This is a genomic window from Geomonas ferrireducens (genome assembly GCF_004917065.1).
Lineage (GTDB): Bacteria > Desulfobacterota > Desulfuromonadia > Geobacterales > Geobacteraceae > Geomonas > Geomonas ferrireducens.
This window is the reverse complement of the sequence record NZ_SSYA01000007.1, coordinates 1-16,531: the sequence shown is the minus strand read 5'-3', so window position 1 is coordinate 16,531 and position 16,531 is coordinate 1. Positions and strand designations below refer to the sequence as shown.

The 16,531-nt window shown below is 59.9% G+C and carries 14 protein-coding genes and 1 tRNA gene; all 15 read right to left on the bottom strand.

Annotated elements, in window-relative coordinates; translation table 11 throughout:
- On the bottom strand, positions 1 to 1,085 hold a 1,085-nt coding region (gene tuf, locus E8L22_RS21290), incomplete at its 3' end, for an elongation factor Tu (RefSeq protein WP_136527086.1).
- Positions 1,086 to 1,120: 35 nt separating this feature from the next.
- Positions 1,121 to 3,199: an elongation factor G gene (gene fusA, locus E8L22_RS21285; protein ID WP_135872867.1), complete on the bottom strand. Its 2,079-nt coding sequence runs from the start codon at positions 3,197 to 3,199 to the stop codon at positions 1,121 to 1,123.
- 50 nt (positions 3,200 to 3,249) lie between these two features.
- A complete protein-coding gene (gene rpsG, locus E8L22_RS21280) occupies positions 3,250 to 3,720 on the bottom strand; it encodes a 30S ribosomal protein S7 (RefSeq protein WP_129128342.1) in 471 nt (156 codons plus the stop codon).
- A gap of 53 nt (positions 3,721 to 3,773) precedes the next feature.
- Positions 3,774 to 4,145 (bottom strand): 30S ribosomal protein S12, encoded by a 372-nt coding sequence (gene rpsL, locus E8L22_RS21275; RefSeq protein ID WP_015719175.1) that lies wholly within the window; start codon positions 4,143 to 4,145, stop codon positions 3,774 to 3,776.
- 159 nt (positions 4,146 to 4,304) lie between these two features.
- Complete coding sequence (rpoC, locus tag E8L22_RS21270) at positions 4,305 to 8,450, bottom strand: DNA-directed RNA polymerase subunit beta' (protein WP_136527085.1); 4,146 nt, start codon at positions 8,448 to 8,450, stop codon at positions 4,305 to 4,307.
- Positions 8,451 to 8,557: 107 nt separating this feature from the next.
- Positions 8,558 to 12,673 (bottom strand): DNA-directed RNA polymerase subunit beta, encoded by a 4,116-nt coding sequence (gene rpoB / locus E8L22_RS21265; protein WP_136527084.1) that lies wholly within the window; start codon positions 12,671 to 12,673, stop codon positions 8,558 to 8,560.
- Between the two features lie 162 nt (positions 12,674 to 12,835).
- Entirely contained in the window at positions 12,836 to 13,216 is a 381-nt protein-coding gene (gene rplL, locus E8L22_RS21260) for a 50S ribosomal protein L7/L12 (RefSeq protein ID WP_135872873.1), read from the bottom strand.
- A gap of 60 nt (positions 13,217 to 13,276) precedes the next feature.
- On the bottom strand, positions 13,277 to 13,798 hold the full coding sequence (gene rplJ / locus E8L22_RS21255) for a 50S ribosomal protein L10 (protein WP_136527083.1): 522 nt from the start codon (positions 13,796 to 13,798) through the stop codon (positions 13,277 to 13,279).
- A 183-nt stretch (positions 13,799 to 13,981) separates the two neighbouring features.
- The gene (gene rplA, locus E8L22_RS21250; protein ID WP_136527082.1) at positions 13,982 to 14,683 is read right to left on the bottom strand and encodes a 50S ribosomal protein L1; all 702 of its coding nucleotides are present in this window, start codon (positions 14,681 to 14,683) and stop codon (positions 13,982 to 13,984) included.
- 22 nt (positions 14,684 to 14,705) lie between these two features.
- On the bottom strand, positions 14,706 to 15,128 hold the full coding sequence (gene rplK / locus E8L22_RS21245) for a 50S ribosomal protein L11 (RefSeq protein ID WP_129128348.1): 423 nt from the start codon (positions 15,126 to 15,128) through the stop codon (positions 14,706 to 14,708).
- 64 nt (positions 15,129 to 15,192) lie between these two features.
- Positions 15,193 to 15,720, bottom strand: coding sequence for a transcription termination/antitermination protein NusG (nusG, locus tag E8L22_RS21240; protein ID WP_135872878.1), 528 nt, complete (start codon positions 15,718 to 15,720; stop codon positions 15,193 to 15,195).
- A 10-nt stretch (positions 15,721 to 15,730) separates the two neighbouring features.
- Positions 15,731 to 15,916: a preprotein translocase subunit SecE gene (gene secE, locus E8L22_RS21235; RefSeq protein ID WP_135872880.1), complete on the bottom strand. Its 186-nt coding sequence runs from the start codon at positions 15,914 to 15,916 to the stop codon at positions 15,731 to 15,733.
- Positions 15,917 to 15,949: 33 nt separating this feature from the next.
- Positions 15,950 to 16,026 (bottom strand) — tRNA-Trp (locus E8L22_RS21230).
- A 42-nt stretch (positions 16,027 to 16,068) separates the two neighbouring features.
- Positions 16,069 to 16,221, bottom strand: a complete 153-nt coding sequence (gene rpmG, locus E8L22_RS21225; RefSeq protein ID WP_012529352.1) for a 50S ribosomal protein L33 — start codon at positions 16,219 to 16,221, stop codon at positions 16,069 to 16,071.
- Positions 16,222 to 16,285: 64 nt separating this feature from the next.
- Positions 16,286 to 16,531, bottom strand: a 246-nt coding sequence (locus tag E8L22_RS21220) for an EF-Tu C-terminal domain-related protein (RefSeq protein ID WP_456237327.1), incomplete at its 5' end; no start/stop codon positions are given.

Here is a 16,531-nt window from a genome sequence, read left to right as displayed (position 1 = left end):
GTAACCGAGACGTTGTCGCCCGGCATAACCATCTCGACGCCGGCTTCGAGGTCAACCACGCCGGTAACGTCGGTGGTCCTGAAGTAGAACTGCGGACGGTAGCCGTTGAAGAACGGGGTGTGACGGCCGCCCTCTTCCTTGGAGAGGATGTACGCCTCAGCCTTGAACTTGGTGTGCGGGGTGATGGAGCCCGGCTTGGCGAGAACCTGGCCGCGCTCGATCTCTTCACGCTTCACGCCGCGCAGCAGGGCGCCGATGTTGTCGCCTGCACGGCCTTCGTCGAGCAGCTTGCGGAACATCTCAACACCGGTAACGGTGGTCTTGGCGGTTGCCTTGATGCCGACGATCTCGACTTCCTCGCCGACCTTCACGATGCCGCGCTCAACACGACCGGTTGCAACGGTACCACGACCGGAGATGGAGAATACGTCCTCGACCGGCATGAGGAACGGCTTGTCGATGGCGCGAACCGGCTCCGGGATGTAGGCGTCGACTGCGTCCATCAGCTTCATGATGGCCTGCTCGCCGAGTTCGCCCGGGTCACCCTCGAGCCCTTTCAGTGCGGAACCCTTGATGATGGGGATATCGTCGCCCGGGAAGTCGTAGGAGGAGAGGAGTTCGCGAACTTCCAGCTCGACGAGCTCGAGGAGCTCCTCGTCGTCCACCATGTCGGCCTTGTTCAGGAACACGACGATGTAGGGGACGCCGACCTGACGTGCGAGCAGGATGTGCTCGCGGGTCTGCGGCATCGGGCCGTCAGCTGCGGAAACAACCAGGATCGCGCCGTCCATCTGCGCTGCACCGGTGATCATGTTCTTAACGTAGTCGGCGTGGCCCGGGCAGTCGACGTGAGCGTAGTGACGCTTCTCGGTCTCGTACTCGACGTGTGCGGTAGCGATGGTAATACCACGCTCACGCTCTTCCGGAGCGTTGTCGATCTGGTCGAACGCCTTGAACTCGGCCTGGCCCTTGCCTGCGAGCACCTTGGTGATGGCTGCGGTCAGGGTGGTCTTGCCGTGGTCGACGTGACCGATGGTGCCGATGTTTACGTGCGGCTTGGTTCTTTCAAATTTAGCTTTTGCCATTTCGGAATCCTCCTCAGTAGGGAAATTGAATTATCTTAGCCTTTGGCCTTCGCTACTATTTCCTCGGCAACCGATTTCGGTACCGGCTCGTAATGATCGAAGGTCATGGAGTAGGTCGCACGACCCTGGGTTGCGGAGCGCAGATCGGTGGAGTAACCGAACATCTGGGCCAGCGGCACCATCGCGGTGACGACCTGTGCGCCTGCGCGCCCTTCCATGCCCATGATGCGGCCGCGGCGGGAGTTCAGGTCGCCGATGACGTCGCCCATGTACTCTTCCGGAACAACGACCTCTACGGACATGATCGGCTCCAGGATGATCGGGGACGCCTTGGCGCAACCCTCTTTGAAGCCCATGGAACCTGCGATCTTGAACGCCATCTCCGAGGAGTCGACCTCGTGGTAGGAACCGTCGACCAAGGTGACCTTGATGTCGACCACCGGGAAGCCGGCCATGACGCCGTTGTCCAGCGCCTCCTTGATACCCTTGTCGACCGCCGGGATGTACTCGCGGGGAACCACGCCACCCTTGATGGCGTCGACGAACTCGTAACCCTTCCCGGCCTCCTGCGGCTCGATCTCGAGCCAGACGTGACCGAACTGACCGCGACCGCCGGACTGGCGCACGAACTTCCCTTCCGCCTTGACCTTCTTGGTGATGGTCTCGCGGTAGGCGACCTGCGGCTTACCGACGCTGGCGTCGACCTTGAACTCGCGGAAGAGACGGTCCACGATGATCTCGAGGTGCAGCTCGCCCATGCCGGAGATGATGGTCTGGCCGGTTTCCTCGTCGGTCTTGACGCGGAAGGACGGGTCCTCGGAAGCGAGCTTGCCAAGCGACAGGCCCAGTTTCTCCTGGTCGGCCTTGGTCTTAGGCTCGATGGCGATGGAGATAACCGGCTCGGGGAACTCGATGGACTCGAGGATGACGGCGTTGTTCTCGTCGCAGAGGGTGTCGCCGGTGGTGGTGTATTTGAGGCCTACCGCGGCGGCGATGTCGCCGGCGTAGACTTCCTTGATCTCTTCACGCTTGTTCGCGTGCATCTTCAGGATGCGGCCGATCCTCTCGCGCTTGCCCTTGGTGGCGTTGTACACGTAGGAGCCGGACTGGATCACACCCGAGTAGACGCGGAAGAAGCAGAGCTGCCCCACGAACGGGTCGGTCATGATCTTGAAGCCCAGAGCCGAGAACGGCTCGGAGTCGGAAGCGTGACGCTCGATGGGAGCCTCGGTGTTGGCGTCGACACCCTGGATAGCGGGGATGTCGGTCGGGGCCGGCATGTAGTCGAGCACGGCGTCGAGCAGGTGCTGCACGCCCTTGTTCTTGAATGCGGAACCGCAGATGACCGGGCAGATCTTGATGTCGAGGGTCGCCTGGCGGATGGCCGCCTTCAGCTCGGCGTTGGAGATCTCCTCGCCGCCCAAGTATTTCTCCATGAGGGCATCGTCGTGGGAGGAGACTTCCTCGATCAGGAGTTCACGGTACTCGTTGGCCTGGTCGACGAGGTCGGCGGGGATATCGACGACTTCGTACACGGCACCCATGCTCTCGTCGTTGAAGACGATCCCTTTCATCTCGATGAGGTCGACGAGGCCCTTGTAGTTCTCCTCGCTCCCGATCGGGATCTGCAGGGCGACCGGATTCGCCTTGAGGCGATCCTTGATCATGGCGATGCCGCGGAAGAAGTCGGCACCGATGCGGTCCATCTTGTTGATGAACGCGATACGCGGTACGCGGTACTTGTCCGCCTGACGCCATACGGTCTCGGACTGCGGCTCAACGCCACCGACCGAGCAGAAGACGGCGACCGCGCCGTCGAGAACACGCAGGGAGCGCTCGACCTCGATGGTGAAGTCGACGTGACCCGGGGTGTCGATGATGTTGATACGATGGTCCTTCCAGTTGCAGGTGGTTGCTGCGGAGGTGATGGTGATACCACGCTCCTGCTCCTGCTCCATCCAGTCCATAGTAGCGGCGCCGTCATGGACCTCGCCGATCTTGTGGGAAACACCGGTGTAGTAGAGAATACGCTCCGTGGTGGTGGTCTTCCCTGCATCTATGTGAGCCATGATCCCGATGTTACGGGTCATTTCTAGCGAAACCTGACGTGCCACTTACTATTCCTCCGAGTTGCTTTCTAAGCCTTAAAGGGTGTCGCCGCGGACTACCAGCGATAATGGGCGAAGGCGCGGTTGGCCTCTGCCATCTTGTGGGTATCCTCACGCTTCTTCACTGCGGAACCGCGGTTGTTGTAAGCGTCGAGAATCTCGCCGGCAAGCTTGTCGGTAACGGTCTTCTCGCTGCGGGCGTTGGAGTACTTCACCAGCCAGCGCATAGCCAGGGACATGCGGCGCTCCGGACGAACCTCGACCGGAACCTGGTAGGTGGAACCACCGACCCTGCGGGACTTGACTTCCAGCATCGGCTTGATGTTGTCGAGGCACTTCTTGAGGACCTTGACCGGTTCGTCGCCGGCCTTGCCGGCAGCGATTTCAAGGGCACCGTACAGTGCTTTCTCGGCGGTGGACTTCTTGCCGTCCAGCATGATTATATTGATCAGCTTGGCAACCACCCTGTCACCGTATTTCGGGTCCGGGAGGATCACCCGCTTTGCTACTTCTCTTCTTCTTGGCATGTCTTAACCTCTCACTTAAAATCGGTTACTTGGGTCTTTTTGCACCGTTCGGGTTACTTGGGCCTTTTCGCACCGTACTTGGAACGGCTCTTCATGCGACCCTTGACGCCGACAGAGTCGAGCGTGCCGCGGACGATGTGGTAACGAACACCCGGAAGGTCCTTGACCCTGCCGCCCCTGATGAGGACAACGGAGTGCTCCTGGAGGTTGTGACCAACACCCGGAATGTAGGAGGTCACCTCGACGCCGTTGGTAAGCCTTACCCTCGCGACTTTACGAAGCGCGGAGTTCGGTTTCTTCGGGGTTGTGGTGTAAACCCTGGTGCAAACGCCCCTCTTCTGCGGGCAGCTCCTGAGTGCCGGAGCAGTGGATTTTTCACCCTTTGACTCCCGACCATGACGAATAAGCTGATTAATAGTTGGCATACATTCCTCTCACGCGATTCTTAATCCGCGCGCAGACGCACCCCGCGCGCGGAAGCGACGAAAATAGCAACAACGTACGTGCTTGTCAAGTTTTATTTGATAAAAGTGAGACGCCGGCCAGTGAAGCGAGGAACCCGCTCTCACTGGCCGGATACTGGACTAGGCTTCTTCTTCGTAGATCTCTTCATCTTCCGGTTCAACTGGCTCCGGAATGATTACTGGCTCCTCAGCAACCATGCGCAGGTTGCGGTAAAGAGCCAATCCCGTTCCCGCCGGGATTAAGCGGCCCATGATCACGTTTTCTTTCAGACCACGAAGACTGTCGACTTTACCTTCAATGGATGCCTGTGTCAAGACTTTTGTTGTCTCTTGGAAAGAAGCAGCAGAAATAAATGACTCAGTCGAGAGCGACGCCTTGGTTATGCCAAGGAGCAGAGACTCTGCCGTAGCAGGACGCCCGCCCTTATCCATTGCCTTCTCGTTTTCTTCCTCGAAGACCCAACGCTCGATCTGATCGTCGATCAGCAGGTTGGTATCCCCCACGTCCTTCACTCTGACGCGACGCAGCATCTGACGCACGATGGTCTCGATGTGCTTGTCGTTGATCTTGACGCCCTGGAGACGGTAGACCTCCTGCACCTCGTCGACCAGGTACTTGGCCAGTTCCTTCTGGCCGAGGACGCGGAGGATGTCGTGCGGGTTGGAGGAGCCGTCCATGAGCGCCTCGCCGGCGCGGACATGATCCCCTTCGTGGACGCTGATGTGCTTCCCTTTGGGGATGAGGTATTCCTTCGGCTCGCCCACTTCCGGGGTGACGATGACTTTGCGCTTGCCTTTGGCGTCCTTGCCGAAGGCGACCACGCCGTCGATCTCGGTGATGACCGCGAAGTCTTTCGGCTTCCTTGCCTCGAAGAGCTCGGCAACACGCGGCAGACCACCGGTGATGTCCTTGGTCTTGGTCGTTTCGCGCGGGATCTTGGCGATCACGTCACCCGCGTTCACCACGGTGTCCTCGAGGACGTTGATGTTGGAGCCGACCGGCAGGTAGTAACGCGCCATGCTCTCGCCTATCTTGGCGGTCTTGCCGGACTCGTCCTTGATGGTGATGCGCGGACGCTTGTCGGAGTCGCGGGTCTCGATGATGACCTTCCTGGAGAGGCCGGTGACTTCGTCGACCTGCTCCTCCATGGTGACGCCCTCGATGACATCCCCGAACTTGATGCGGCCGGAGATCTCGGTGAGGATCGGCATGGTGTACGGGTCCCACTCGGCGAGCGACTGCCCCTGGGTGACCTTCTCTTCGGGGCTCACCTTGATCTTCGCGCCGTAGACGATGCCGTACTTCTCGCGCTCGCGCCCGGTCTCGTCCACGATGGCCAGCTCACCGTTACGGTTCATGACGATGTGGTGACCTTCGGAGTTGGTTACGTAGTGCAGGTTGATGAACTTGGCGTAGCCCTCGTTCCTCGCATCCATGGAGGTCTGCTCGGCGCGACGGGATGCGGTACCACCGATATGGAAGGTACGCATGGTCAGCTGGGTGCCCGGCTCGCCGATGGACTGTGCTGCGATGACGCCGACCGCCTCGCCGCGGTTCACCAGGTGACCGCGTGCCAGGTCGCGGCCGTAGCACTTGGCGCAGATGCCGCGACGGCTCTCGCAGGTGAGCACGGAGCGGATCTTGACCTTCTCGAGACCGGCAGCCTCGATCTTCGAGACCAGGGTCTCGTCGATCTCCTGGTTCGCCGCCACCAGCACGTCGCCGGTGACCGGGTCGAGGATGTCGTCCAGGGCCACGCGGCCGAGGATACGGTCGCCGATGTGCTCGATGACCTCGCCACCCTCGGTGAGGGAGGAGACGGTCAGGCCGTCGATGGTGCCGCAATCCGACTCGGTGATGATGGCGTCCTGGGCAACGTCGACCAGACGGCGGGTGAGGTAACCGGAGTTCGCCGTCTTGAGTGCGGTGTCGGCCAGACCCTTACGTGCGCCGTGGGTCGAGATGAAGTACTGGAGCACGGTGAGGCCTTCGCGGAAGTTCGCCGTGATCGGGGTCTCGATGATCTCGCCCGACGGCTTGGCCATGAGTCCCCTCATCCCCGCCAGCTGGCGGATCTGCTGGGCGCTACCCCTTGCACCGGAGTCGGCCATCATGTGGATCGCGTTGAAGGACGGCACCTTCACCTCGTTCCCCTGCGGGTCGATGATGGTATCGCGGGAGAGGTTGTCCAGCATCTCTTTCGCGATGTCCTCGGTCGATTTCGCCCAGATGTCGATGACCTTGTTGTAACGCTCGCCGTCGGTGATGAGACCCTCGGTGTACTGGTTCTGGATCTCCTGCACCTCTTCGGTGGCGCGGTTGATGATGGCGGATTTGCCTTCCGGGATGACCATGTCGTTGATCGAGATGGAGATACCCGCCTTCGCCGCGTAGCGGAAGCCGATGGACTTCAGCTTGTCGGCGAGGATGACGGTTTCCTTGTTGCCGGCCAGACGGTAGCAGGTGTCGACAAGGTTGGAGAGTTCCTTCTTCGTCATGACCTTGTTGATGGCCGAGAAGGGAACCGCGTCGGGAAGGATCTCGCGCAGTAGCACGCGCCCGACCGTCGTCTCGATGATGGCCGGCTTCTCGTCGCTGACGAGGTTCTTCATCCTTACCTTGATGCGGGCCTGGAGGTGCACCTCGGACGCGTCCCAGGCGATGGACACCTCGTCCGGGGAAGCAAATATCTTCCCGTCCCCAGGCGCGAAGTGCTTCTCGCGGGTCATGTAGTAGATCCCGAGAACCATGTCCTGGCTCGGCACGATGATCGGCTTACCGTGCGCCGGCGACAGGATGTTGTTGGTCGACATCATGAGGACGCGCGCCTCCACCTGGCTCTCAACCGAGAGGGGGAGGTGGACCGCCATCTGGTCACCGTCGAAGTCCGCGTTGAAGGCGGTGCAAACGAGCGGGTGAAGCTGGATCGCCTTGCCCTCGATCAGGACCGGTTCGAAGGCCTGGATGCCGAGACGGTGCAGGGTCGGTGCGCGGTTCAGAAGGACCGGATGCTCCTTGATGACCTCCTCGAGAACGTCCCAGACCTCCGGCTTCTCCTTCTCCACCATCTTCTTGGCGCTCTTGATGGTGGTGACGAAGCCGCGCTCCTCGAGCTTGTTGTAGATGAACGGCTTGAAGAGCTCGAGGGCCATCTTCTTCGGCAGACCGCACTGGTGCAGGCGAAGCTCGGGACCGACGACGATAACGGAACGGCCGGAGTAGTCGACACGCTTGCCGAGCAGGTTCTGACGGAAGCGGCCCGACTTGCCCTTCAGCATGTCGGAGAGGGACTTGAGCGGACGCTTGTTGGGGCCAGCGATGGCGCGGCCGCGACGGCCGTTGTCGAACAGCGCGTCGACCGCCTCCTGCAGCATGCGCTTCTCGTTCCTGATGATGACCTCGGGGGCCTGCAGTTCCATCAGGCGCTTCAAGCGGTTGTTGCGGTTGATGACGCGGCGGTACAGGTCGTTCAGGTCGGAGGTCGCAAAGCGGCCGCCGTCCAAGGGAACGAGCGGACGAAGCTCCGGCGGCAGGACCGGGATGCACTCGAGGATCATCCACTCCGGCTTGTTGCCCGAGTTTTTGAAAGCCTCGATGACCTTAAGGCGCTTGGCGGTCTTCTTGCGTTTCGCCTCGCTGGTTGCCTCCTGCATCTCGATGCGGAGCTGCTCGGAGAGCTGGTCCAGGTCCATTGAGGTGAGGCAGGTGCGGATCGCAGCGGCGCCCATGCCGGCCTCAAAGCCGTAGTTGTACTCTTCGAGAGCCTTCTGGTACTGGTCCTCGGAGAGCACGGTGCCAAACGGCATGCCGGTTTCCTTCGGGTCGGTCACCACGTAGGCCTCGAAGTAAAGCACCTTCTCGAGGTCCTTCAGGGTGATGTCCATCAGGTTGCCGATCCTGGACGGCAGGGATTTGAGGAACCAGATGTGCGCCACCGGGGTGGCGAGGTCGATGTGACCCAGGCGTTCGCGGCGCACCTTGGACGGGATGACCTCGACGCCGCACTTCTCGCAGACGATGCCGCGGTGCTTCATGCGCTTGTACTTGCCGCAGTTGCACTCGTAGTCCTTGGTCGGTCCGAAGATCTTGGCGCAGAAAAGACCGTCGCGCTCCGGTTTGAAGGTGCGGTAGTTGATGGTCTCCGGCTTCTTCACTTCCCCGAAGGAACGCTCGCGGATCTTGTCCGGCGACGAGATCGAGATCTTGATCGACGAGAAGTGGAGCGGATCTTTCGGCTTATCGAAAAAATTGAAAATATCTTCCAAAGTATTTTCCTCCTTAGCGGTAGGAGTTACGTTAACTTGTTAAGGCCGTCCGACTTGTCGGACCTGTCCGACCGGCCTGACCAGTCCGACAGGTCCGACGTCTGACGTTAGTCCTCGTCGCCTTCAAGCAGTTCCACGTCGAGACCCAAGGACTGGAGTTCCTTGATGAGGACGTTGAACGACTCCGGCAGACCCGGCTCAAGGGTGTGCTTCCCTTTGACGATCGCCTCGTACATCCTGGTGCGGCCTGCCACGTCGTCGGACTTGACGGTGAGGAACTCCTGCAGCGCGTACGCGGCGCCGTAGGCCTCCATCGCCCAGACCTCCATCTCCCCGAGTCGCTGACCGCCGAACTGCGCCTTGCCCCCCAGCGGCTGCTGGGTGACCAGCGAGTAGGGACCGATGCTCCTGGCGTGGATCTTGTCGTCAACCAGGTGGTGCAGCTTCAGGAAGTACATGATACCGACGGTGACCTGGTGCATGAACTTGTCGCCGCTCTTTCCGTCGTAGAGGGTGACCTGACCGGTGGTGCTGAAACCGGCGTGGGTCAGCATCGACTGGATCGACTCCTCGCTCGCCCCTTCGAAGACCGGCGACGACATCGGGATGCCGCGCTTAAGGCGCCTTGCCACGTTGAGGAGTTCTTCACCCTCGAGCGTGTCGAGGAAGCGGTCCATTTCCGGGTTGTCGTACACGCCCTTCAGGAACCTCTTGATCTCGTCGTGCGGGGTGTTCTTCTCGAGGAATTCCTCGATCTTCCAGCCAAGGCCCTTGGCGCCCCAGCCGAGGTGCATCTCGAGGATCTGCCCCACGTTCATACGGGACGGAACGCCCAGCGGGTTCAGCACGATCTCGACCGGACGGCCGTCTTCCATGTACGGCATATCCTCTTCCGGAAGGATCCTGGAGACGACGCCCTTGTTACCGTGGCGGCCCGCCATCTTGTCGCCCACCTGGAGCTTACGCTTGATGGCGATGTAGACCTTGACCATCTTTATGACGCCCGGCGGCAGGTCGTCGCCGCGACGCAGTTTCTGCACCTTGTCGTCGAAGACGTACTTGATGATGTCGATCTGCTGGTTGAGCGTGGAAAGGGTCTGCGCCACTTTCTCGTCGATGGTGTCGTCGTCGGCGATGGAGATCTCGTCCCAGCGGTCCATGGTGAAGGAGTTCAGCATCTCCTCGGTGATGGCAGCCCCTTTCGGGATGAGCACCTTGCCGTCGATCCCTTCGATCTTGACCGCCGCGGTCTTGCCCATGAGGAGCTTCTTCAGCTTCCCGCGGGCGGAGTCGCGGATGATGCGGATCTCGTCCTGCTCGTCCTTACGCAGGCGCTGTTCCTCGGCCTTCTCGATGATCTCGGTACGGGCATCCTTGTCGGCACCCTTCCTCGAGAAGATCTTGGCGCCGATGACGGTACCCTCGACCCCCGGCGGAACCCTGAGCGAGGTGTCGCGCACGTCGCCCGCCTTCTCGCCGAAGATGGCCCTTAAGAGCTTCTCTTCCGGGGAGAGCTGGGTCTCGCCTTTCGGGGTGATCTTGCCGACCAGGATGTCGCCCGGGCGAACCTCGGCGCCGATCCTGATGATGCCCGACTCGTCGAGGTCCTTGAGGGTCTCTTCGCCGAGGTTCGGGATGTCGGAGGTGATCTCCTCCTTGCCGAGCTTGGTGTCGCGGGCCACGGCCTCGAACTCCTCGATGTGGATCGAGGTGTAGCGGTCGTCCTTAACAAGGCGCTCGGATATGAGGATGGAGTCCTCGTAGTTGTAGCCGCCCCACGGCATGAACGCGATCAGCACGTTCTGCCCCAGAGCCAGCTCGCCCATGTCGGTGGAAGGACCGTCGGCGATGATGTCGCCCGCCTTCACGTGGTCGCCAATCTTCACCACCGGCCTCTGGTTGATGCAGGTGTTCTGGTTGGAACGGGCGAACTTGATCAGGTTGTAGATGTCCACGCCGGTGCCGGTCGCATCGTACTGGTCCTCGTCGATCTTGACGACGATCCTGGAAGCGTCGACGCTCTCGACGACGCCGTTGTGGCGGGCTACCGAGGAAACCCCGGAGTCCCTTGCCACGACGCGCTCCATGCCGGTCCCGACGAGCGGGGAATCGGCACGCAGAAGCGGTACGGCCTGGCGCTGCATGTTCGAGCCCATGAGTGCGCGGTTCGCGTCGTCGTTCTCGAGGAACGGGATCAGCGAGGCCGCGACCGACACGAGCTGCATCGGAGCAACGTCCATGAGTTCCAGCTCGTCGCGACCGACCAGCACGAACTCGCCGGACTTCCTGGCGGAGATGTAGTCGGCCATGAAGCGGCCGGTCTCGTCCATCTCGGCGTTCGCCTGCGCGATGGCGTGACCTTCCTCCTCGAGCGCGGAGAAGAAGCGAACCTCGTCGGTCACCTTCCCTTCCTTGACAACGCGGTACGGCGTCTCGACGAAGCCGTGCTCGTTGATGCGCGCGTAGGTGGACAAGGACGCGATCAGACCGATGTTCGGGCCCTCAGGGGTCTCGATCGGGCAGACGCGGCCGTAGTGAGTCGGGTGTACGTCGCGGACCTCGAAGCCCGCGCGCTCGCGGGTAAGACCGCCCGGTCCGAGAGCCGAGAGACGACGCTTGTGCGTGACCTCGGAGAGCGGGTTGGTCTGGTCCATGAACTGCGAAAGCTGCGAGGAACCGAAGAACTCTTTCACGACGGCCGAGACCGGCTTGGAGTTGATCAGGTCGTGCGGCATGAGGTTCTCGACTTCCTGGAGACTCATGCGCTCCTTGATGGCGCGCTCCATCCTGACGAGGCCGATCCTGTACTGGTTCTCCAGGAGTTCACCCACGGCGCGCACGCGGCGGTTGCCCAGGTGGTCGATGTCGTCGATGTTGCCCTTGCCGTTTTTCAGCTCGATGAGGTAACGCACCACCTCGAGGATGTCCTCGCGGGTGAGCGTCATGCAGTCAAGCGGCACGTCCACGCCGAGCTTGTAGTTGAGCTTCAAGCGGCCGACGGCGGAGAGGTCGTAGCGCTCCGCGTTGAAGAACAGGTTCTCGAAGAGAACCAGCGCGCTCTTCAGGGTCGGCGGATCACCCGGACGCAGACGGCGGTAGATCTCGATGAGCGCCTCGTCGGTGGAGCCGATCTTGTCGATCAGGATGGTGTCGCGGAAGCTGGAGGTGACGTGCAGGTTGTCGATGAAGAGCACCTGGAAGGAGGTGATCCCCTTCTGGACCATCTCCTCAAGCTTCGCCTGGGTGATCTCCTCGTTGCACTCGACCAGGATCTCGCCGGTAGCGGGATCGTAGATGTCGTGGGAGGCAACCTTGCCGACCACTTCCTCTTCGGCGATCGGGATCTCCTTGATGCCGTGCTCGGCCATCTTCCTGAGCGCAGCCTTGGTGAACTTACGGTTTGCCTTGAGGATCACCTCGGCGGTAGCCGGATCGACGATGTCCGCGGTCGCCTTCTGGTTGGAGAGGAGTTCCGCGTCCACGAGTTTCGTCATGGCGCCGTTCTCACCGACCTTCACTTCTTCGGACTTGTAGAAGTAATTGATGAGCGCGTCGTTGGAGTAGCCAAGGGCCTTCAGGAGCACGGTGGCCGGCATCTTGCGACGCCTGTCTATGCGAACATAAAGGATGTCTTTATGGTCAAATTCAAAGTCAAGCCACGAACCGCGGTACGGAATCACGCGGGCCGAGTAGAGCACCTTGCCGCTGGAGTGGGTCTTCCCTTTGTCGTGGTCGTAGAACACGCCCGGGGAGCGATGCAGCTGGCTAACGATAACGCGCTCGGTGCCGTTTATGATAAAGGTCCCGTTGTCGGTCATCAGCGGGATTTCGCCGAAATAAACCTCCTGCTCTTTGATGTCGCGGATCGACCTGGTCCCCGGATCCTTCGCAACGTCCCAGACAACCAGCCTTACTTTCACCTTCATGGGGGCGGCAAAGGTCATGCCCCTCTGGTGGCACTCCTCCACGTCGTACTTCGGCGCGCCGAGCGAATACGAAACGTACTCAAGCGATGCGGTGTCGCTGAAGTCCCTGATCGGGAAAACGCTGCGGAAAACGGCCTCGAGGCCTGAGTTCTTGCGTGCGTCTACGGGAGTGTCGAGCTGGAGGAATCTCTTGTAGGAGTTTTTCTGGATGTCGATGAGGTTCGGTATGTCGATGATCTTGTGGATCTTGGCGAAGTTCTTGCGCAACAGGGGGTTATTCGCGATTGAATAAGCCATATCTTCTCCTTGTGGTGAACGCCTTGGAAGACCTCCACCCCCTTGAATTTCCTGCTGTTTTGGTCGGGCGGGGCTGCGGGGTGAAGCGGCCTCAAACTAAAATAGAACAGCCAAGGCCGCAAAAAGCGACCTTGGCTTTGGTAAAGATCGGTGCGGAAATGACTACTTGACTTCCACTTCTGCGCCAGCCTCGACCAGCTGCTTCTGTGCGTCGGCAGCCTCATCCTTGGAGATCCCGGTTTTGACCGGCTGCGGAGCGCCGTCGACCAGGTCCTTGGCTTCTTTGAGGCCGAGGGAGGTAAGGCCACGGACGACCTTGATGACAGCGATCTTGTTTGCGCCAGCGCTTTTGAGGATGACGTCGAACTCGGTCTTCTCCTCGGCAGCTTCAGCCGGGCCAGCAGCCGGGCCAGCAGCAGCAACGGCAACCGGAGCGGCTGCGGAAACGCCGAACTTCTCTTCGAGCTCTTTCACGAGGCCGGCAAGTTCGAGGACGGACATGTTCTCAATGAAGCTGATTACTTCTTCTTTGGTGATAGCCATTTCTTTCTCCTCCAGAGAATATTGTTAGATGTTTAAAGCGAAAATTGTTGGAGACTGCGACTAGGCAGCCTTCTGAACCCTGATCTGTTCCAGCGCGCGTACGAAACCGCCCGGGACCGCTGCCAGAACGCGTACGAAGTTGCTTGCCGGTGCCTGCATGCTGCCCAGCATCTTGGCGATAAGCACTTCGCGGCTCGGCAGATCAGCGAGAGCCTGAATCTCGGCCACGTTGATGGTCTTGCCGGTAAGCACGCCAGCCTTCAGAGTGAACGGGTTGGTGGCTTCCTTGTTGAAACGCGACAGCACCTTGGCCGCTGCGACGGGATCGTCATAGCAAAGGGCAATGGCGGTCGGACCAGCGTAGTACTGGCTCAGACCTTCCTTGTCGGTCCCTTTGGAAGCGATATCGAGCAGGGTGTTCTTGACGACTTTGTACTCGGCGTTAGCCTTCCTGAGCTCGTTTCTGAGCTCGGTCGCCTGGCCGACGTTCATCCCGCGGAAATCCGCAAGGAATACCGCCTGGGCCCTCAGGAGCTTGTCGTGCATTTCGGTAACAAGTTCTTGTTTGTTTTCCTTATTCAAGCGCCTTCCTCCTTTCTTTTGGTATACGGGTACGGAACCCCGCCAAAGTCAGGAAGTTGCGGAACATGCTTTTTCGCGCAACATCTTGCAAGTCTCGGTTGGCCGCCCAAGGCGATTAAGCACCGACGATCAAACTGGCGCACCCACTGTCTTTGACTTTGGCTTTACTGCTTGATACTGCCTTTATTTCAAGATCGCGCTGATGTCAGCGAGATCGATGTTCACGCCCGGGCCCATGGTGGAAGATACGGAGATCTTCTTCATGTAGGTACCCTTGGCGGCAGCCGGCTTCGCCTTCTGGAGGGCTTCCACCAGGGCTGAAACGTTCTGCTTAAGGGTCTCGGCGGTGAAGGAAACCTTCCCTACCGGGGCATGGATGATACCGGCCTTCTCGACGCGGAACTCGACCTTACCGGACTTGGACTCCTTCACGGCGCGAGCCACGTCGAAGGTGACGGTGCCGACTTTCGGGTTCGGCATCAGGCCGCGGGGACCGAGGAGCTTACCGATCTTGCCGACCACGCCCATCATGTCCGGGGTTGCGATGGCGGTGTCGAATTCGAACCACCCTTCCTGGATCTTGGCGACCAGGTCATCGGCGCCCACGAAATCGGCACCGGCCTCGCGGGCCTCCTTCTCCTTCTCGCCCTTGGCGAACACGAGGACGCGTACGTCCTTGCCCAGACCGTTGGGGAGCACCACGGCGCCGCGCACCATCTGGTCGGCGTGACGGGGATCGACACCCAGCTTCACAACCAGGTCGACGGTTTCGTCGAACTTCGCGTAAGCCGCGCCTTTAACCAGCTCAAGACCCTCGGACAGGGGATAGGTTTTGGTCCTGTCGACCTTGGCGCGAGCCTCTTTAGCTTTTTTTGTCATAGACATTTCTGATAACCCTCTCTTTATCTTAAGCTATTTCAACGCCCATGCTGCGCGCGGTACCTTCAATGGTCCTCATGGCAGCCTCAAGGCTCGCGGCATTGAGATCGGGCATCTTTTTAGTTGCGATCTCGCGCACCTGCTCCTTGGTCAGCTTGCCCACCTTGGTTTTGTTGGGGACGGCAGAGCCGCTCTGGAGGCCGAGAGCTTTCTTGATGAGAACCGGAGCCGGCGGAGTCTTGGTGATGAAGGTGAAGGACCTGTCGGCGTAGACAGTGATGACGACCGGAGTGATGGTCCCCTCGTCTGCCTGGGTCTTCGCGTTGAAAGCCTTGCAGAACTCCATGATGTTGACGCCGTGCTGACCGAGTGCCGGACCGATCGGAGGAGACGGGTTAGCCTTCCCTGCGGGTACCTGCAGCTTTATGTAACCGGTAATTTTTTTCGCCATTTTCCTACTCCTTTATCTTTCCTTCGAACTGCCTGATTCTTCTATCAGTAACAGCGGGAGAACCCTACTGCTTTTCTACCTGCATGAATTCGAGCTCGACCGGGGTGGCGCGCCCGAAGATGCTTACCATGACCTTGAGTTTCCCCTTGTCCGGCTTCACGTCCTCGACCACGCCGGAGAAGTTGAGGAACGGACCGTCGATGACCCTGACCGTCTCGCCCACTTCAAAGAGAACCTTCGGACGGGGTTTCTCGGCCCCCTCTTCCATCCTCTTGGTGATCTTGCCGACTTCTTCGTCCGGAATCGGGAAGGGGTTGTTGCCGCCGACGAAACCGGTGACCTTCGCGGTCTCCTTGACCACGTGCCAGGTGTCGTCGTTCAGCTCCATGTTGACCAGGATGTATCCGGGGAAGAACTTCCTGGACGAAGTCTTCTTCTCCCCCTTCTTAAGTTCGACGACGGTTTCGCACGGGATCAGGATCTCGCCGAAGAACTCCTCCATGCCGAGGTTCTTGATGCGCTCAGCCAGTGTGAGCCGCACCTTGTTCTCAAAGCCGGAGTAGGTATGTACGCCGTACCATTTGTGTGCCATTTTCAGTCCTCTAGCGGAGTATCGACCTGATGAGCTTAGTAAGGACCACGTCGCAGGCGCCAAGGTAAAGTGAGATGAGCACGATGATGACTACAACTACCTGAGCAGTAGAGAAGGTCTCCTTGCGGGTAGGCCAAGTTACCTTGGCGAGCTCCGCCTGAACATCCTCAAAAAAAGACTTGGCTTTCGCGATCACTTGTCACTCCTCACTTAGTGAAGATAAAAAAAATGGCAGGCCAGGAGGGATTCGAACCCCCAACACCCGGTTTTGGAGACCGGTGCTCTAGCCGTTAGAGCTACTGGCCTGCGGCGGAGGTTCCCGGGCAATCCCGGGAACCCCAAATCAAACTATTTGGTTTCCTTGTGCAGCGTGTGCTTCTGGCAGAAGCGGCAGTACTTGTTGAACTCCAGCTTCTGCGGCGTATTTTTCTTGTTCTTCGTAGTCGTATAGTTACGCTGTTTGCACTCGGTGCAGCCAAGGGTGATGATGTCTCTAGGCATTGTCTTTCGTCCTTTTCAAACTATTTTCTCATCCCGAGCTTCCGGGACTCAGAGTCCGTCGCTGTTACTCGATGATGGAGGCAACCACGCCCGCGCCGACGGTACGGCCGCCTTCGCGGATTGCGAAGCGCAGACCTTCGTCCATTGCGATCGGGGTGATCAGGTTGACCGTAACCGAGACGTTGTCGCCCGGCATAACCATCTCGACGCCGGCTTCGAGGTCAACCACGCCGGTAACGTCGGTGGTCCTGAAGTAGAACTGCGGACGGTAGCCGTTGAAGAACGGGGTGTGACGGCCGCCCTCTTCCTT

Bases quoted from the DNA above. Each gene is read 5' to 3' on its own strand.
- rplK (WP_129128348.1), bottom strand. From the start codon at position 15,128: ATGGCGAAAAAAATTACCGGTTACATAAAGCTGCAGGTACCCGCAGGG.
- rpsL (WP_015719175.1), bottom strand. From the start codon at position 4,145: ATGCCAACTATTAATCAGCTTATTCGTCATGGTCGGGAGTCAAAGGGT.
- rpsG (WP_129128342.1), bottom strand. From the start codon at position 3,720: ATGCCAAGAAGAAGAGAAGTAGCAAAGCGGGTGATCCTCCCGGACCCG.
- nusG (WP_135872878.1), bottom strand. From the start codon at position 15,720: ATGGCACACAAATGGTACGGCGTACATACCTACTCCGGCTTTGAGAAC.
- rplL (WP_135872873.1), bottom strand. From the start codon at position 13,216: ATGGCTATCACCAAAGAAGAAGTAATCAGCTTCATTGAGAACATGTCC.
- rplA (WP_136527082.1), bottom strand. From the start codon at position 14,683: ATGTCTATGACAAAAAAAGCTAAAGAGGCTCGCGCCAAGGTCGACAGG.
- rpmG (WP_012529352.1), bottom strand. From the start codon at position 16,221: ATGCCTAGAGACATCATCACCCTTGGCTGCACCGAGTGCAAACAGCGT.
- rpoB (WP_136527084.1), bottom strand. From the start codon at position 12,673: ATGGCTTATTCAATCGCGAATAACCCCCTGTTGCGCAAGAACTTCGCC.